The sequence below is a fragment of the Priestia sp. FSL W8-0001 genome (assembly GCF_038050335.1).
In the GTDB taxonomy this organism is placed as follows: Bacteria; Bacillota; Bacilli; order Bacillales; family Bacillaceae_H; genus Priestia; species Priestia flexa.
Genome location: NZ_JBBPAL010000001.1, coordinates 144,508 through 160,000, shown reverse-complemented (window position 1 = coordinate 160,000; position 15,493 = coordinate 144,508). Strand labels below are relative to the sequence as shown.

Genomic DNA, 15,493 nt, shown 5'->3' with positions numbered 1-15,493 from the left:
TCCTCCGGTTTGTCACCGGCAGTCACCTTAGAGTGCCCAACTAAATGCTGGCAACTAAGATCAAGGGTTGCGCTCGTTGCGGGACTTAACCCAACATCTCACGACACGAGCTGACGACAACCATGCACCACCTGTCACTCTGTCCCCCGAAGGGGAACGCTCTATCTCTAGAGTTGTCAGAGGATGTCAAGACCTGGTAAGGTTCTTCGCGTTGCTTCGAATTAAACCACATGCTCCACCGCTTGTGCGGGCCCCCGTCAATTCCTTTGAGTTTCAGTCTTGCGACCGTACTCCCCAGGCGGAGTGCTTAATGCGTTAGCTGCAGCACTAAAGGGCGGAAACCCTCTAACACTTAGCACTCATCGTTTACGGCGTGGACTACCAGGGTATCTAATCCTGTTTGCTCCCCACGCTTTCGCGCCTCAGCGTCAGTTACAGACCAAAAAGCCGCCTTCGCCACTGGTGTTCCTCCACATCTCTACGCATTTCACCGCTACACGTGGAATTCCGCTTTTCTCTTCTGCACTCAAGTTCCCCAGTTTCCAATGACCCTCCACGGTTGAGCCGTGGGCTTTCACATCAGACTTAAGAAACCGCCTGCGCGCGCTTTACGCCCAATAATTCCGGATAACGCTTGCCACCTACGTATTACCGCGGCTGCTGGCACGTAGTTAGCCGTGGCTTTCTGGTTAGGTACCGTCAAGGTACAAGCAGTTACTCTTGTACTTGTTCTTCCCTAACAACAGAGTTTTACGACCCGAAAGCCTTCATCACTCACGCGGCGTTGCTCCGTCAGACTTTCGTCCATTGCGGAAGATTCCCTACTGCTGCCTCCCGTAGGAGTCTGGGCCGTGTCTCAGTCCCAGTGTGGCCGATCACCCTCTCAGGTCGGCTATGCATCGTTGCCTTGGTGAGCCGTTACCTCACCAACTAGCTAATGCACCGCGGGCCCATCTGTAAGTGATAGCCGAAACCATCTTTCAATTTTCTCTTATGCAAGAGAAAATGTTATCCGGTATTAGCTCCGGTTTCCCGGAGTTATCCCAGTCTTACAGGCAGGTTGCCCACGTGTTACTCACCCGTCCGCCGCTAACGTCATAGAAGCAAGCTTCTAATCAGTTCGCTCGACTTGCATGTATTAGGCACGCCGCCAGCGTTCATCCTGAGCCAGGATCAAACTCTCCGAAGAAATGTTTGACTCGCTCATAAAAGTTTAAAAAAATTAACGTTGACGTTTGTCGCTTTGTTCAATTTTCAAAGTTCAACCGTCGCTTAGAAGCGACTTTTTTATATTAACAAGTTGAAAGTAACTTGTCAATACTTTTTTACTTTTTATTATCGCTCACTTGCGACATTTAATAATTTAACAGATATAAATAAAAAGGTCAACACTTTTTCGAAACTTTTTTATCAACTTTGTTTCCGGCTAATGATTAGTTAACTTGTACGCATTAATAATCGTCTTAGTAATACCTGTCTTTCTTTAATAACACGAGCAATAAACGGGTTAGATTCATATGTATGAGTCTGTATAGATAAATCTTTTAATTCTTTTAATAAAATAGTTTGCAGCTCTACTATTTCTTGTTCATTCAAAGATAACCTTCTCACGTATAACACCTTTTCTTGTTTATTCTAACCATCGCTGGCAACTTTATATCATCTTTTATAAGAACCGATGATTATTTGTTATTTATCTTTCACACTTTGCATAGAAATTAGACAAGTACTACTTAATTAAATGAGGTGAAAACGTGAATGGATTTTATACAATAAAAGCTAAACGCTTAAAACAAACCATGATTATTATTTTATCAGCTTTGTTTACAAGCTTCTTCCTTTATGCTCAACATATGTTTGACTATCCCGTTTTCTCAACGGACGATGGACCACGGGCTGTTTATAAGGCTGAAGAAAAAGATTTAGAGGTAGCCTTAACTTTTAATATCAGCTGGGGAGACGAACGTGCTGTTCCTATTTTGGATGAACTTAAAAAACAAAAGATCAATCAAGCCACGTTCTTTTTATCTGCTTCCTGGGCAGAACGTCATCCAGATGTTGTTGAAAGAATTAAAAAGGAAGGCCATGAAATTGGAACCATGGGATATGATTATAACTCCTATACTTCTATGGAGCTAAACGAAATTAGGCAAGATTTAGCGAAATCACAGAAAGTTTTTACCTCTTTAGGTATTAAGGAAGTAAAACTTTTGCGTCCACCTAACGGACATTTTAATAAAGATATTCTAAAACTTGCAAATAAGATGGGGTATACAATTATTCACTGGAGCATTGACTCAAAAGATTGGACAAATCCAGGTGTTAAAGAAATTGTATCAAATACAACTAAACCATTACATGGTGGAGACATTGTATTACTGCATGCGTCCGATTCAGCTCAGCAAACTGCAGAAGCACTCCCTTATATCCAGCACTCTTTACAGTCTAAAAAAATATCAAACGTGACAGTCTCTACTCTTATTTCTAATACAAAAAGTGATATTCAAGATGTTAAATAAAAAACAACCGGGGGCTATTAGCCGCTGGTTGTTTTCACTACTTTTGTGTTTGCTGTTAATTTAGGTAAGATCAAAAGCTGATATGTATTACAAATTAACAAAGGAAATAGCATTAAATACAGCCAGCTTTCTTCATTGGTACGAAGTGCAGGAAACCATTCCACTGTCGTAATTACAACAATAAAGAATAGAGCCGGCACAAAAGCCTCTTTTTTCGTGCTTTTAGCCTTTAGGTATGCTACCACTAAGCCGTACACCAAAACAAAAATACTAATTAAAAGGTAACTCAGCATAGATTCTCCCTCTTCAGCAAAAAAGCGATAGCGAAAATAAACTAAATCAAATAGTACAAAAATAATTAACACCAATTGTACGCTTGACCATAAGGATAATGAACGAAAAATCCCAATCCCAAATCGATGAATCGTTAAATATGCAAAAAAACCCATCTGACTAATAAGGCTAAAGATAAAGCCTACACCGATTAGCCACGTTAAAATTGATAAGATCTCTGCTACTTCTCCACCAGCAAATAACTCTTTGTACTCATTCCATCTCACCGCAAAACCAACGATAGATGTGCTAAGCCCACCTACTATTAAGGTTGATAAAAAAAGTCGAACCCAATTGCGACTATTCAAGCTCATCCCCCCATAAAACCGTTAAGTAATCCCTTTCATAAATTGTACCAATCGTTTTTTAAAAAATCTAGAGGTGAGCAATGAATAAAAAATGCTCATTATCTCATATTAAGCGTAAGCGTATGTTGAAAGGAGCCCATCATCCATGAAAAAGCTACTCTTGCTCCTCTCTTATGTAGGGATATGCATGTTTTCATTAACTGCCTGTGCCCCTCAAGACGAGGAAAGTAACGGGATGGATTACGATCAAACAAAGAAAATGGTTGTTGATATTTTAAAGACTGATGAAGGAAAGAAAGCCATTGAAGCTATTATGGATGATCCTACACTTCGAGAGAACCTCGTGATGGATCAAGCAATGGTTAAAGAAACAATTTCTGAAACGTTGACTTCAGATACTGGCATTGAATTTTGGAAAAAAGCCATGAAAGATCCAAAATTCGCTGAGAGCTTTGCTAAAAGTATGGAAGCAGAGCATGAACGAGTATTAAAGCAGCTTATGAAGGATCCTGATTACCAAGCCATGCTACAGGACATTTTAAAAGACCCAGCAATGGAAAAAGAACTGTTAACCGTACTTAAGAGTAAAGAATACCGCACTCATTTACAGAAAATAATGAATGAAACATTCGAAAGTCCTCTTTACCAATCAAAAATTCAGGATATCTTATTAAAAGCTGCTGCAGAAAATTCTGAACAACAAGGTCAAAAAGGTGAAAATAGTGACGAAGGCTCTTCTGAAGAAGCATCCGTTGACGCTGAAGAACAAGAACAAGATTAAAAAAAGAGTTTGAGACATAACAAAATGATTGCTTCTAAAAGACGAACACTAGCTGTTCCCATCTCTTTGGTTTGTCAGAACACGTTCGTTCCATTGCGCTACGGCCACTCGCTTTCCACGGGGAGGAACCTGAGCTTCCTCGCTGCGCTGCGGGATCTCCGTTTTCCCTCTCTTTCCCGCAGGAGTCGAGTGTCCTACGCTCCATTCCACCCTGTTTCCAACATTGTTTTCACAATCAACAAAAAACCTGAACGATTGAAAGTGAGGAGCTCTCAACCGTTCAGGTTTAACATTGGCTGAATTACTGATGTCCCAGCCTCTTTTTAATTATAGACGTTTTGTTCGCAAATATCCGCGACTTTTTGAGCGATTTCTTTATACACTTTCCCTAAACGATGAGACTTGTCATACACAGATGGAGCAAAGTCTTCTTCATTCCAATCTGGTTGACTTAAAGGAAGCTGGCCTAATAGCTTGGTTTGAAGTTCTTCAGCTAATTTTTGACCGCCACCTTTTCCAAATACATATTCCTTCTCACCAGTCAACTTACTCTCAAAAAAGGACATGTTTTCAACCACTCCAATTACTTCATGATCCGTCTTCAATGCCATTGCGCCGGCTCTTGCTGCAACGAATGCTGCAGTTGGATGTGGAGTCGTAATAATAACCTCTTTACAAGATGGAAGCATCGAATGAATATCTAACGCAATGTCACCTGTCCCTGGAGGTAAATCTAATAATAAATAATCTAATTCTCCCCATTCAACTTCTGTAAAGAAGCTTGTCAACATTTTACCAAGCATGGGGCCACGCCAGATAACTGGTGAATTATCCTCAACAAAGAATCCCATTGAGATTACTTTAACCCCTAATCTTTCTACAGGAATAATACGTTCTCCTTGTACCGTAGGACGCTGTGTAATCCCCATCATATCCGGAACGCTAAATCCGTAAATATCAGCGTCAATTAAACCTACTTTTTTTCCTAAACGTGCTAGAGATATCGCTAAATTTACAGAAACCGTTGATTTCCCTACGCCACCCTTACCACTCGCAACTGCGATAAATTGCGGAGGGTTAAGACTCGTAAGTAAGTTACCATCGTTCTTTTGCTCAGCGCGAAATGGTGCTAATTCTTCAGGAGTAAATTCAATAAAGCGAATTCCTACTGTTGCAGCACCAATTTCTTTTAGTTTTTCAACGATAGTTGATTGTAATGAAAGTTGTTCGCTCGTACCTGTTTTAGCTACAGCAACTTTTACACTAATATGCTTTTTCTCTTCTTTGATTGAAATTTCTTTAATTGCATCTGTTTCGTTTAATGATCTGTTTAAAAATGGATCTACAATTTCCCCTACTGCATCTTTTACCTGTTGTTCCGTAAGCATATTCCCACCACCATGTTAAAAGTCATTTTCCACTTTTAGTATACCATACTCTAATACATACAAGGTTACATGTTACCCTATTTTGCTTTTTCACCTGCAAAATAGCGACTTACTCCTTCATAGATAGATTCTGATACCTTTTGCTGATACTTTTCAGTTTCTAACAGCTCACGTTCAGAAGGATTGGATAAAAACCCGACTTCAACTAAGGCACCCGGTGGATCTGCATGCTTTAATAAGTAGAGAGTTTGCATGACTTTAGCTTCTCTTGTTGTGTTCTCTAGGTTTGCTTTTAGTTCATTTTGAATTAACTTCGCTACTTGTTCATTCTCTTTTAAAGAACCATGGTAAAACGTTTGAGCACCTCTCCAAGCTGGAGATGGAATAGCATTAAGATGTATGGTTAAATACAAATCTGCATTTGATTCATTAATGATATCAAGTCGCTTTTTTAAATCTTCAACCTTACGCCTGCTATATCCTTTTGTTTCTTTTTTAGCTAAATCCTTGTCTGTTTCTCGCGTCAATATCACTAAAGCACCTTGTTCTTGAAGGTAATCTCTGAGTTCAAGTGACATTTTTAACGTAATATCTTTTTCCAACGTTTCTTTTCCACCAACAGCTCCACCGTCAGGACCTCCATGACCAGGGTCAATTACAATGATTTTCCCGCTTAGAGGCAAAGAGAAAGAGCCTGACGATATCTTGGTACCAAATTGATATTGAATGATAAATGCAATAACAACAAACGCTAATAGCCCGCTTATAATTTTTACTTTAGACAAAAAATCCCCTCCCATTCCCACATACCTATTTACTTCTATATGGGACAAGGGGGCAATTTATGATTATTTTTCAACTAAGGCGAAGACGATGTCTACGAATACCCGTTTCGTATCCTTCATTCCACCACTCTTCTACATAAGACTGGCACAGATAATAAAGGCTGTCCTTAGAAACTTCATTTGAAGCGGAACATAGTACTTCAAATAGCGTGTCTGCTAACAGTTTCTCTTCATTTACACTGCGCAGCTTTGATTGTTCTGCTGTTTCTCCCCAAGTGAAAAACTTACTTGTTCTTGCTCCTAGCAAAAACGATTCGATAGCAATATCCATACAGTACTCTTCAACGTGGTATTCGCTCATCACATGCCACTGAAAAATAGGTCGGAATGTTTTATCAGCTTTTCTGTGTAGTTCCTCAATGGACAAATCTCGTAAGATTTTGCGCTCATACTTCATTTCTTTTTCGTATCGCTTCTCTTTAAACGTGTTCGCTTCATACATAAATATGCAAGACTCCTTTTTCTCATATTGTCTACACAACCTGTAATCTCATTCATTAAAAGCTAAGACAATATAAAAAAACCCTCGGTCTTTGAGACCAAGGGCTGAAACGATAATAGAAATTAACGTTTTGAGAACTGAGGTGCACGACGAGCGCCTTTAAGACCGTATTTTTTACGTTCTTTCATACGAGCGTCACGAGTTAATAGGCCAGCGCGTTTTAATGTTACGCGGTATTCTGGATCAGCTTCTAATAAAGCACGAGAAATACCGTGACGGATAGCACCAGCTTGACCTGCGTAACCTCCACCATCAACGTTTACAAATACGTCATAGTTACCTACAGTTTCAGTTAAAGCAAGTGGTTGCTTTACTACTTCACGTAGTGCAGCGAATGGGATGTACTCTTCGATTTCACGACCGTTAATTACAACGCGACCGTTACCTGGTACTAAACGTACACGAGCAACAGAGCTTTTACGACGACCAGTTCCATAATATTGTACCTGTGCCAAGATAATAACCTCCTTATTAATTATCCGCGAAGTTCGTAAACTTCTGGTTTTTGAGCTTCATGTGGATGTGTGTTACCAGCATATACATGAAGTTTTTTGAACATTTGACGACCTAAGCTACCTTTTGGAAGCATGCCTTTGATTGCTAATTCAAGCATTTTTTCAGAGTAGTTAGTACGCATTTCTAATGCTGTACGTTGCTTTAAACCACCTGGGTGCATGCTGTGACGGTAGTAAATCTTGTCAGTTAATTTCTTACCTGTTAATTCGATTTTCTCAGCATTGATAAGGATAACGTTATCACCAGTATCAACGTGGGGTGTAAAAGTTGGTTTATGTTTACCGCGTAAGATAGATGCTACTTCACTAGCAAGACGACCTAAAGTTTTACCTTCAGCATCAACAACATACCATTTACGCTCTACTTCGTTTGCTTTCGCCATGAAAGTTGTACGCATGAGTTTCCCTCCTAATTTTCATCAATAATAAAATTATTTCAACCTTATATTTCAACACGATTAATTTCCGGGGCTAACCGTGGGGTTAAAATACATACCATATGATATATTATATGTTTACACTACTAATGTCAAGAAAATGTTACACCAGGTTTAGTTGTCATAGAAAACTTGCCACAAATAGAGCCCTTCCGCCGGAGCTGTTTTCCCCGCTAAAGGCCGTGATTTGCTCTCTAATACTGCTTTTATATCAACAGGATCTATTTTACCTTGTCCTACATCTAACAATGTACCAACAAGAATACGTACCATATTGTATAAGAAGCCATTTCCCTTAAACGTAAGTACAAGTTGGTTACCCTCTTCGACCAAATCTATATTATAGATTGTCCGCACCTTATCTTCCACTTCTGTTTTTGCAGAACAAAAACTCGTAAAATCATGAGTGCCGATGAGATAATGACTTGCTTCTTTCATCTTCATGTAATCAAGCTTATAAGGATAGTGGTATGCATAATAACGAGTGAAAGGATTGCGATTTTCCTGCCTATCAATATAATAACGATACTCTTTCGCCTTCACATTGAAACGAGCGTGAAACTCAGAATCGACTTCACTTACATACTTAATTACAATATCATCTGGGAGCATTGAATTCAATGCTTTTTTCCACTTATTGAGTGGAATATTTAGGTCTGTATCAAAGTGAATAACTTGACCTTCAGCATGAACCTGTGCATCCGTTCGACCAGATGCATAAATGGTTATTTTCCTTTTATGCATCTGTGTTAAAACCTTCTCTATTTCACTTTGAACTGTTCGTTTCTCCGGCTGTACCTGATACCCAGCAAAAAGAGAACCATCATACGCCACGATACATTTTAAGCGTTTCATTTTTTTCACCAAACCAGTTTAATTTCGAATAAATAATAGACCCACGGCTAAACAAACGAGCGTAATCAGCATAATGGTATCAGCTGCTCCCCAGGTTAGCTGTCGATACTTTGTACGCCCTTCTCCCCCTCTATATCCTCTAGCCTCCATTGCAATGGCTAGCTCTTCAGCTCGCTTAAACGAGCCAATAAAAAGTGGGACAAGCAACGGAACTACTGCTTTTAGTCGATCCATAATAGGTCCGCTACTAAAGTCGACACCACGAGCTGTTTGAGCCTTAATAATTTTATCTGTTTCATCCATTAAAGTAGGAATAAAGCGTAATGATATAGACATCATTAATGCTAGTTCATGAACAGGGAATTTTAGCTTCTTTAAAGGGCCTAGTAAACTCTCAATACCATCTGTTACTTGAATTGGCGTTGTTGTTAACGTCAGCAAAGTGGTAATTAAGATTAAAAATAAAAAGCGCAGAGATATTAATAACCCTTGAATAACTCCACCTTGATGGACAGATAAGAAGCCTAATTCAAGCAAGACAGGTCCTTCTTTAGTCATAATGATATGCAAGATAAACGTAATAATAATAATCCATATAACCGGCTTTAAGCCTCGTAGGATAAATGAAAATGGAACCTTGCTCATAAAGACCAACAGGGCTGTATAGGCTCCTAGTAACACATAACCACCTGCATTATTAGCCAGGAAAACGATTAGGATATAAGCAAATACGAGTAAAAGCTTAGCTCGAGGGTCCATTCTATGAACAACTGACTCCCCCGGGACATACTTCCCTATAATCATGGAATTCATCATGGCTTCTCACCCTTTAACATTAATCCTTGTACCTGCTGAATAACCTCTTGAAAAGTGAGGGGAACCTGATTATCTCTACGCTTGAATTTTTCTTGTAGCTTTAAGGAGAAACGAAGCGTCTCAGGAACCTGTAGTCCGTATTCATTTAATTTCTCATATTGACTGAATACTTCTTTAGGCGTACCTTTAATAGCAATAGTTCCTTTATTCATAACCAAGACTTCATCTGCATACATTGCAGCATCTTCCATGCTATGAGTAACCAGAATTGTTGTAAGGCCCTTTTCTTTATGAAGCGTATAAAGCATATCCATAATCTCTTTTCGACCTCTTGGATCTAAACCTGCTGTTGGTTCATCTAAAACAAGAACTTCAGGTTCCATTGCTAAAATTCCAGCAATAGCTACCCTTCTCATTTGCCCTCCACTCAAATCAAATGGAGAACGCTGCAACATATCTTGTGATAGGCCTACTAATTCAATTAGCTCTCTTGCTTTTTTCTGTGAATCTTCCAAGCTTGCTCCGTAATTCATTGGCCCAAAGCATATATCCTTCTCAATTGTTTCTTCAAACAGCTGATGCTCTGGAAACTGAAAAACGACTCCTACCTTTTGACGAATCGGCTTTAATTGCTTTTCCTTACGGTTAGATTCTATGGTACGAGCTCCGATTGTAATGGAGCCAGACGTAGGCTTTAAGAGAGCATTTAGATGCTGAATAACCGTTGATTTACCAGAACCCGTATGCCCGATTACTGCTAGAAACGTCCCAGATTTAATAGTGAGGTTTAAATCATGGAGCGCCATGCGTTCAAAAGGAGTATTTAGTTGATAACGATGCTCTACGTCTTTGAATATAATGTCCATAGTTCGTTCACCAAGTCCTCATCCGTTAAATGAATTTTTGATAGCGGAATGCCTAAAGATGCAATCTTTTCACTTAGCTTCACTGAAAATGGTAAGTCCAAGCCAATTCTCGTTAACTCAGAGCCTAAAGCAAAAATTTCCCTAGGTTCTCCACTCGCAAAAACTTTTCCTTTGTTTAAAACAATTACACGATCAGCCATAGCTACCTCATCTAAATCATGAGTAATGGAAATAACCGTGAGTTTTTTTTCTTCTTTTAATTTTCGAACAGTTTCAAGTACTTCGGTTCTACCTATCGGATCTAACATTGAAGTAGCTTCATCTAAAACAATAATATCTGGCTGGACTGCTATAATACCTGCAATAGCCACACGCTGCTTTTGGCCTCCAGATAAGGAATGTGGCTCTTGATTAACATAATCGCTCATATTGACGAGCTGAAGAGCTTCAGGAATACGCTGAGCCATTACCTCGTATGGAATACCGTTATTCTCTAAGCCAAATGCAATATCGTCTTGTACAGTAGAGCCTACAAATTGGTTATCAGGGTTTTGAAACACCATTCCAATCTGTTTACGAATTTCCCAGATAGTATCAGCATCAAGAAACGTATCCATCACTTTAACACATCCAGATTCCGGAAGAATCAAACCATTTAAAATTTTTGCCAGCGTTGATTTACCCGAGCCATTATGCCCCGCAATTGCCAACCATTCACCTTTATAAGCAGAGAAACTAATTTGATCGAGTGTTAGATCATCATTTGACTCATAGCGAAAACATAAATTCTTTACTTCAAGTGATGTCTCTTTCAACGTAACGATCCCTCTAATCTTTACTCTTCATATAAAAAGGTTGAAGAGTTAATGGTATAAAAAAAGGGCAACGACTAGTTTCAAACTGTCTCGCCCTTTTCCACATGTATAAATTATTAAACTAATTCAATGATAACGACTGGAGCACCGTCACCACGGCGTGGTCCAACTTTTAAGATACGAGTGTAACCGCCTTGGCGATCTTCATATCGAGTAGCGATATCGCTGAATAGTTTTTGTAATGCGCTTTGGTTAGCTTCTTCGTTAGCTACTTCATTACGGATGTAAGCTGCAGCTTGACGACGAGCATGTAAATCTCCACGTTTACCTAAAGTAATCATTTTTTCAACAGTTGAACGTAACTCTTTAGCGCGAGCTTCAGTAGTTTGGATACGCTCGTTGATGATTAAATCAGTTGTTAAATCACGAAGAAGCGCCTTACGTTGTGCGCTTGTACGACCTAATTTACGGTAAGACATGTGAGGTCCCCTCCTTTGTTAAGTAGTTAAACAGATTAATAAGATATCAATCGTCTTTACGTAAGCCTAAGCCCAGCTCTTCAAGTTTAGCTTTCACTTCTTCTAAAGATTTGCGGCCTAAGTTACGAACTTTCATCATATCTTCTTCTGTTTTGTTAGCAAGCTCTTGTACAGTGTTAATGCCTGCACGTTTTAAGCAGTTATAAGATCGAACAGATAAATCTAGTTCCTCGATAGTCATCTCAAGAACTTTTTCTTTCTGATCTTCTTCTTTTTCTACCATAATCTCTGCTTTTTGGGCTTCATCAGTTAAGTTAACAAAGATGTTTAAGTGCTCAGTTAAGATCTTTGCACCTAAAGCTACTGCTTTTTCTGGCTCGATGCTTCCATCAGTCCATACATCAAGTGTTAACTTATCATAATTCGTCATTTGCCCCACACGAGTATTTTCTACATAATACGAAACACGCGTAACAGGAGTATAAATAGAATCAATTGGAAGAACTCCAATTGGTTGGTCTTCACGCTTGTTTGCATCGGCAGGATTATAACCTCGACCAGTGCGAGCAGTTAGTCTCATACGGAAATGAGCATCTGATTCAAGTGTAGCAATATGAAGATCTGGATTTAGAACTTCAATATCACTATCTGCTTGAATATCAGCAGCCGTGACAGTACCAGGACCTTTAACATCAATCTCAAGAGTTTTCTCTTCATCAGAGTAAATCTTTAACGCCAATTTCTTAACGTTTAAAATGATGTTTGTTACATCTTCAACAACCCCAGGGACTGTTGAGAATTCATGTAATACACCTTCAATTTGAATAGATGTTACAGCTGCACCAGGGAGTGAGGATAATAGGATACGACGTAAGGAGTTACCCAAAGTAGTACCATATCCACGCTCAAGTGGTTCGACGACGAATTTACCGTACTTTCTATCATCGCTGATTTCTACCGTTTCGATTTTTGGCTTTTCAATCTCTATCATAATAAACCCTCCTTCAAAACGTCGAAACCTCGGCTAGACTGAGTCTTCTCAAGGCCTAACCGAAATTCCCTATTAGACAGTTCCCGAATGTGCACAACAAATGAAAAAACATTTCGTTGCATGAATAAATTCTATACCATCATCATTATCGACAATTGTACAGAATCTATACATATTAATTATACACGACGACGTTTTGGCGGACGGCATCCGTTATGAGGAACAGGAGTAACATCTTTAATAGCTGTTACTTCTAAACCTGCAGCTTGAAGAGCACGGATAGCAGCTTCACGACCTGCACCAGGTCCTTTTACTGTTACTTCTAAAGTTTTCATACCATTGTCCATTGATACTTTAGCAGCTGTTTCAGCAGCCATTTGAGCAGCAAATGGAGTAGATTTACGAGAACCTCTGAAGCCAAGTGCACCTGCACTAGACCAAGCGATCGCATTACCGTGAACATCTGTAATAGTTACGATAGTGTTGTTGAACGTAGAACGAATGTGAGCAACACCAGATTCAATATTCTTTTTCACGCGACGTTTACGTGTATTAGTTTTACGTGCCATCTGTTAATGACCTCCCTTACTAATTATTTCTTCTTGTTCGCTACAGTACGGCGTGGGCCTTTACGTGTACGAGCATTGTTTTTACTGTTTTGACCACGAACTGGTAAACTACGACGGTGGCGGATACCACGGTATGAACCAATCTCAATTAAACGTTTGATGTTTAAAGAAACTTCACGACGAAGATCGCCTTCTACTTTATAGCTATCTAAAATATCACGAATTTTACCTAATTCTTCTTCTGTTAAGTCACGAACGCGAGTATCTTCAGAAACTCCAGCTTCAGCTAGAACTTTTTCAGCAGTTGGACGACCAATACCGAAAATGTATGTTAAAGAAACGACTACGCGTTTGTCACGAGGAATATCAACACCAGCAATACGTGCCATGTGAACAGTGCACCTCCTTATGATTAACCTTGTTTTTGTTTATGCTTAGGGTTTTCACAAATTACCATTACTTTCCCTTTTCTGCGGATTACTTTACATTTTTCGCAGATCGGCTTTACCGATGGTCTGACTTTCATGTTTCATACCTCCTTGATAGTACGGAGTGCATAGGTTTTATTTGAAACGGTACGTAATTCTACCGCGAGTTAAATCGTATGGTGATAATTCTACAGTTACTTTGTCACCAGGTAAAATGCGAATGAAGTGCATACGAATCTTACCAGATACATGAGCAAGTACTGTATGACCATTTTCTAATTCTACCTTGAACATTGCATTAGGTAAAGTCTCTAGGACTGTACCTTCTACTTCAATTACATCGTCTTTTGCCATTAAAGTGCTCTCCTTTCTTTGCAACAGTAACAAGCTATCATTAATTGACTTAAAAAGAACCTGTTCTGAACATCCGGAGATCGTAATCATTAAATTCAAGATGGATCACGTTTGTAATATACATCTTTACCATTTTAACAGCAATTCAGACGAAAAACGAGCATCGTGAATTTAGATAATTACTGTTTAACTGTCCAGTGCATCTAGCGAGGAATGGATAGAGATAACCTTAACTACCAACTACAGCGTTGTTAGAATTTCATATCCCGTCTCAGTGATTGCAATTGTATGTTCGAAATGCGCACACATCTTTCCGTCGACTGTTACAACAGTCCAGTTATCAGATAATGTTTTGACATATCGAGTTCCAGCGTTCACCATTGGCTCTACTGCCAACACCATGCCTGGACGTAGACGCGGTCCTTTATTTGGTGGACCATAATGTGGAATCTGCGGATCCTCATGTAAATCTTGGCCAACACCATGACCAACATATTCTCTTACAATTGAAAAGTTTTGAGATTCTGCATACGTTTGAATAGCATGTGAAATATTCGATAATCGATCGCCGGGCTTAGCTTGCTCTAAGCCTTTATAAAGAGATTGCTCTGTGACATCTAGAAGCCGTTGATTTTCTTCTGAAATCTTTCCAACTCCGTACGTCCAAGCAGAATCACCGTGATAGCCATTGTATTTAGCACCAATATCAATGCTGATGATATCTCCTTCTTGCAGCTTTCTGTTTCCTGGAATACCATGAACTAATTCTTCGTTTACAGAAGCACAAATACTACCGCGAAAACCATTATACCCTTTAAAAGACGGAATTGCATCATGTTGACGAATAAATTTTTCAGCAATTGCATCCAATTCTTCCGTCGTAATACCAGGTTGAATATGTTTTTTTAACTCTTGATGAGTTAAAGCTACAATTTTCCCTGCTTCACGCATGATTGCAATTTCACGCGGCGTCTTGCAAATGATCATTGCTTGACTCCCCCGAGTAAATTACGGATGTCGTCAAATACAACGTTAATGTCTTGATTACCATTAATATTGCGTAAATAACCTTTTTCTTCATAGAAATGAAGTAATGGTTTTGATTGTTCAACGTTAACTGAGAGTCTAGTTGAAACAGTTTCCTCATTATCATCTGCACGCTGGTACAGCTCTCCCTCACACTTGTCACAAACGCCTTCTTTAGCAGGAGGGTTGAATACAAGGTGGTAAGTAGCTCCACAGTCTTTACAAATGCGACGCCCTGTAAGGCGTTCCATAAGGATACTTTCATCTACATCAATATTAATAACATAATCAATCTTTTTGTTTAATTCTTCTAAGATTGTTTCAAGAGCGTCTGCCTGTGCTACTGTTCTTGGGAATCCATCAAGTAAAAAGCCATTTTCACAATCTTGTTTGTTTAAACGTTCACGAACAATACCGATTGTTACTTCATCTGGTACAAGATTACCTTGATCCATAAATGATTTAGCTTTTAAGCCTAGAGGCGTTCCTTCTTTAATTGCAGCTCGGAACATATCTCCTGTTGAGATATGAGGGATATCGTAATGCTCAACGATCTGTTCTGCTTGAGTACCTTTCCCAGCACCAGGAAGGCCCATTAACACTAAATTCATTTTTTGCTTCCCCCTCAGTATCTATCTGTTTAATGGGAAAGCAAGCTGCTTCCCA

At 39.3% G+C, this 15,493-nt stretch carries 21 protein-coding genes and 1 rRNA gene (1 of these 22 cut by a window edge); 2 read left to right on the top strand and 20 right to left on the bottom strand.

Features of this window, described 5'->3' with window-relative positions:
• A 16S ribosomal RNA gene (locus MKZ18_RS00900) occupies positions 1-1,189 on the bottom strand; it reaches 364 nt to the left of the window's first position.
• A 248-nt stretch (positions 1,190-1,437) separates the two neighbouring features.
• Positions 1,438-1,611, bottom strand: coding sequence for a hypothetical protein (locus MKZ18_RS00895; RefSeq protein ID WP_153301109.1), 174 nt, complete (start codon positions 1,609-1,611; stop codon positions 1,438-1,440).
• 143 nt (positions 1,612-1,754) lie between these two features.
• Here MKZ18_RS00895 and pdaB point away from each other — a divergent pair, with 143 nt between their 5' ends.
• Positions 1,755-2,519 carry a polysaccharide deacetylase family sporulation protein PdaB gene (gene pdaB, locus MKZ18_RS00890; RefSeq protein WP_061786688.1) on the top strand — a complete coding sequence of 255 codons (765 nt, stop codon included), beginning with the start codon at positions 1,755-1,757 and terminating at the stop codon, positions 2,517-2,519.
• Positions 2,520-2,536: 17 nt separating this feature from the next.
• Here the strand turns inward: pdaB and MKZ18_RS00885 are convergent, their stop codons facing one another.
• Complete coding sequence (locus tag MKZ18_RS00885; RefSeq protein ID WP_025909762.1) at positions 2,537-3,160, bottom strand: KinB-signaling pathway activation protein; 624 nt, start codon at positions 3,158-3,160, stop codon at positions 2,537-2,539.
• 145 nt (positions 3,161-3,305) lie between these two features.
• Between MKZ18_RS00885 and gerD the strand changes: the two genes are divergently transcribed.
• Positions 3,306-3,941, top strand: a complete 636-nt coding sequence (gene gerD / locus MKZ18_RS00880) for a spore germination lipoprotein GerD (protein WP_061786687.1) — start codon at positions 3,306-3,308, stop codon at positions 3,939-3,941.
• Between the two features lie 323 nt (positions 3,942-4,264).
• On the opposite strand, the gene MKZ18_RS00875 is transcribed toward gerD, so the two are convergent.
• The 17 genes from MKZ18_RS00875 to MKZ18_RS00795 all read right to left on the bottom strand — a co-directional run bounded on the left by MKZ18_RS00875 (position 4,265) and on the right by MKZ18_RS00795 (position 15,438).
• Positions 4,265-5,329: an Mrp/NBP35 family ATP-binding protein gene (locus tag MKZ18_RS00875; protein ID WP_025909760.1), complete on the bottom strand. Its 1,065-nt coding sequence runs from the start codon at positions 5,327-5,329 to the stop codon at positions 4,265-4,267.
• 77 nt (positions 5,330-5,406) lie between these two features.
• On the bottom strand, positions 5,407-6,129 hold the full coding sequence (gene cwlD / locus MKZ18_RS00870) for an N-acetylmuramoyl-L-alanine amidase CwlD (RefSeq protein ID WP_035320656.1): 723 nt from the start codon (positions 6,127-6,129) through the stop codon (positions 5,407-5,409).
• A 55-nt stretch (positions 6,130-6,184) separates the two neighbouring features.
• On the bottom strand, positions 6,185-6,616 hold the full coding sequence (locus MKZ18_RS00865; protein WP_025909758.1) for a DUF2521 family protein: 432 nt from the start codon (positions 6,614-6,616) through the stop codon (positions 6,185-6,187).
• 122 nt (positions 6,617-6,738) lie between these two features.
• Entirely contained in the window at positions 6,739-7,131 is a 393-nt protein-coding gene (gene rpsI / locus MKZ18_RS00860) for a 30S ribosomal protein S9 (protein ID WP_025909757.1), read from the bottom strand.
• Positions 7,132-7,151: 20 nt separating this feature from the next.
• The gene (rplM, locus tag MKZ18_RS00855; protein ID WP_025909756.1) at positions 7,152-7,589 is read right to left on the bottom strand and encodes a 50S ribosomal protein L13; all 438 of its coding nucleotides are present in this window, start codon (positions 7,587-7,589) and stop codon (positions 7,152-7,154) included.
• Positions 7,590-7,742: 153 nt separating this feature from the next.
• A complete protein-coding gene (gene truA / locus MKZ18_RS00850; RefSeq protein WP_025909755.1) occupies positions 7,743-8,483 on the bottom strand; it encodes a tRNA pseudouridine(38-40) synthase TruA in 741 nt (246 codons plus the stop codon).
• An 18-nt stretch (positions 8,484-8,501) separates the two neighbouring features.
• The gene (locus MKZ18_RS00845) at positions 8,502-9,299 is read right to left on the bottom strand and encodes an energy-coupling factor transporter transmembrane component T family protein (RefSeq protein WP_025909754.1); all 798 of its coding nucleotides are present in this window, start codon (positions 9,297-9,299) and stop codon (positions 8,502-8,504) included.
• On the bottom strand, positions 9,296-10,165 hold the full coding sequence (locus MKZ18_RS00840) for an energy-coupling factor ABC transporter ATP-binding protein (RefSeq protein WP_025909753.1): 870 nt from the start codon (positions 10,163-10,165) through the stop codon (positions 9,296-9,298). The genes MKZ18_RS00845 and MKZ18_RS00840 overlap by 4 nt, the downstream gene beginning before the upstream one ends.
• Positions 10,141-10,980 carry an energy-coupling factor ABC transporter ATP-binding protein gene (locus MKZ18_RS00835; protein WP_025909752.1) on the bottom strand — a complete coding sequence of 280 codons (840 nt, stop codon included), beginning with the start codon at positions 10,978-10,980 and terminating at the stop codon, positions 10,141-10,143. Before MKZ18_RS00835 ends, MKZ18_RS00840 begins: the two co-directional genes overlap by 25 nt.
• 116 nt (positions 10,981-11,096) lie before the next feature.
• Positions 11,097-11,459, bottom strand: coding sequence for a 50S ribosomal protein L17 (gene rplQ / locus MKZ18_RS00830; RefSeq protein WP_025909751.1), 363 nt, complete (start codon positions 11,457-11,459; stop codon positions 11,097-11,099).
• A 46-nt stretch (positions 11,460-11,505) separates the two neighbouring features.
• Positions 11,506-12,450, bottom strand: coding sequence for a DNA-directed RNA polymerase subunit alpha (locus tag MKZ18_RS00825; protein ID WP_013054952.1), 945 nt, complete (start codon positions 12,448-12,450; stop codon positions 11,506-11,508).
• 179 nt (positions 12,451-12,629) lie between these two features.
• Positions 12,630-13,019, bottom strand: coding sequence for a 30S ribosomal protein S11 (gene rpsK, locus MKZ18_RS00820; protein ID WP_025909750.1), 390 nt, complete (start codon positions 13,017-13,019; stop codon positions 12,630-12,632).
• A 23-nt stretch (positions 13,020-13,042) separates the two neighbouring features.
• On the bottom strand, positions 13,043-13,408 hold the full coding sequence (gene rpsM, locus MKZ18_RS00815; protein ID WP_025909749.1) for a 30S ribosomal protein S13: 366 nt from the start codon (positions 13,406-13,408) through the stop codon (positions 13,043-13,045).
• A 23-nt stretch (positions 13,409-13,431) separates the two neighbouring features.
• A complete protein-coding gene (rpmJ, locus tag MKZ18_RS00810; RefSeq protein ID WP_003156543.1) occupies positions 13,432-13,545 on the bottom strand; it encodes a 50S ribosomal protein L36 in 114 nt (37 codons plus the stop codon).
• Between the two features lie 37 nt (positions 13,546-13,582).
• Positions 13,583-13,801, bottom strand: coding sequence for a translation initiation factor IF-1 (infA, locus tag MKZ18_RS00805; RefSeq protein WP_025909748.1), 219 nt, complete (start codon positions 13,799-13,801; stop codon positions 13,583-13,585).
• Between the two features lie 240 nt (positions 13,802-14,041).
• Positions 14,042-14,788, bottom strand: coding sequence for a type I methionyl aminopeptidase (gene map, locus MKZ18_RS00800; RefSeq protein ID WP_025909747.1), 747 nt, complete (start codon positions 14,786-14,788; stop codon positions 14,042-14,044).
• A complete protein-coding gene (locus tag MKZ18_RS00795) occupies positions 14,785-15,438 on the bottom strand; it encodes an adenylate kinase (protein WP_025909746.1) in 654 nt (217 codons plus the stop codon). Before MKZ18_RS00795 ends, map begins: the two co-directional genes overlap by 4 nt.
• Positions 15,439-15,493 lie beyond the last annotated feature (55 nt).

What these genes read in the sequence shown, in the direction of transcription:
- gerD (WP_061786687.1), top strand. Translation starts at nt 3,306, where the DNA reads ATGAAAAAGCTACTCTTGCTCCTCTCTTATGTAGGGATATGCATGTTT.
- MKZ18_RS00875 (WP_025909760.1), bottom strand. Translation starts at nt 5,329, where the DNA reads ATGCTTACGGAACAACAGGTAAAAGATGCAGTAGGGGAAATTGTAGAT.
- cwlD (WP_035320656.1), bottom strand. Translation starts at nt 6,129, where the DNA reads ATGGGAGGGGATTTTTTGTCTAAAGTAAAAATTATAAGCGGGCTATTA.
- MKZ18_RS00865 (WP_025909758.1), bottom strand. Translation starts at nt 6,616, where the DNA reads ATGTATGAAGCGAACACGTTTAAAGAGAAGCGATACGAAAAAGAAATG.
- rplM (WP_025909756.1), bottom strand. Translation starts at nt 7,589, where the DNA reads ATGCGTACAACTTTCATGGCGAAAGCAAACGAAGTAGAGCGTAAATGG.
- truA (WP_025909755.1), bottom strand. Translation starts at nt 8,483, where the DNA reads ATGAAACGCTTAAAATGTATCGTGGCGTATGATGGTTCTCTTTTTGCT.
- MKZ18_RS00845 (WP_025909754.1), bottom strand. Translation starts at nt 9,299, where the DNA reads ATGATGAATTCCATGATTATAGGGAAGTATGTCCCGGGGGAGTCAGTT.
- MKZ18_RS00840 (WP_025909753.1), bottom strand. Translation starts at nt 10,165, where the DNA reads ATGGACATTATATTCAAAGACGTAGAGCATCGTTATCAACTAAATACT.
- rplQ (WP_025909751.1), bottom strand. Translation starts at nt 11,459, where the DNA reads ATGTCTTACCGTAAATTAGGTCGTACAAGCGCACAACGTAAGGCGCTT.
- MKZ18_RS00825 (WP_013054952.1), bottom strand. Translation starts at nt 12,450, where the DNA reads ATGATAGAGATTGAAAAGCCAAAAATCGAAACGGTAGAAATCAGCGAT.
- rpsK (WP_025909750.1), bottom strand. Translation starts at nt 13,019, where the DNA reads ATGGCACGTAAAACTAATACACGTAAACGTCGCGTGAAAAAGAATATT.
- rpsM (WP_025909749.1), bottom strand. Translation starts at nt 13,408, where the DNA reads ATGGCACGTATTGCTGGTGTTGATATTCCTCGTGACAAACGCGTAGTC.
- rpmJ (WP_003156543.1), bottom strand. Translation starts at nt 13,545, where the DNA reads ATGAAAGTCAGACCATCGGTAAAGCCGATCTGCGAAAAATGTAAAGTA.
- infA (WP_025909748.1), bottom strand. Translation starts at nt 13,801, where the DNA reads ATGGCAAAAGACGATGTAATTGAAGTAGAAGGTACAGTCCTAGAGACT.
- map (WP_025909747.1), bottom strand. Translation starts at nt 14,788, where the DNA reads ATGATCATTTGCAAGACGCCGCGTGAAATTGCAATCATGCGTGAAGCA.
- MKZ18_RS00795 (WP_025909746.1), bottom strand. Translation starts at nt 15,438, where the DNA reads ATGAATTTAGTGTTAATGGGCCTTCCTGGTGCTGGGAAAGGTACTCAA.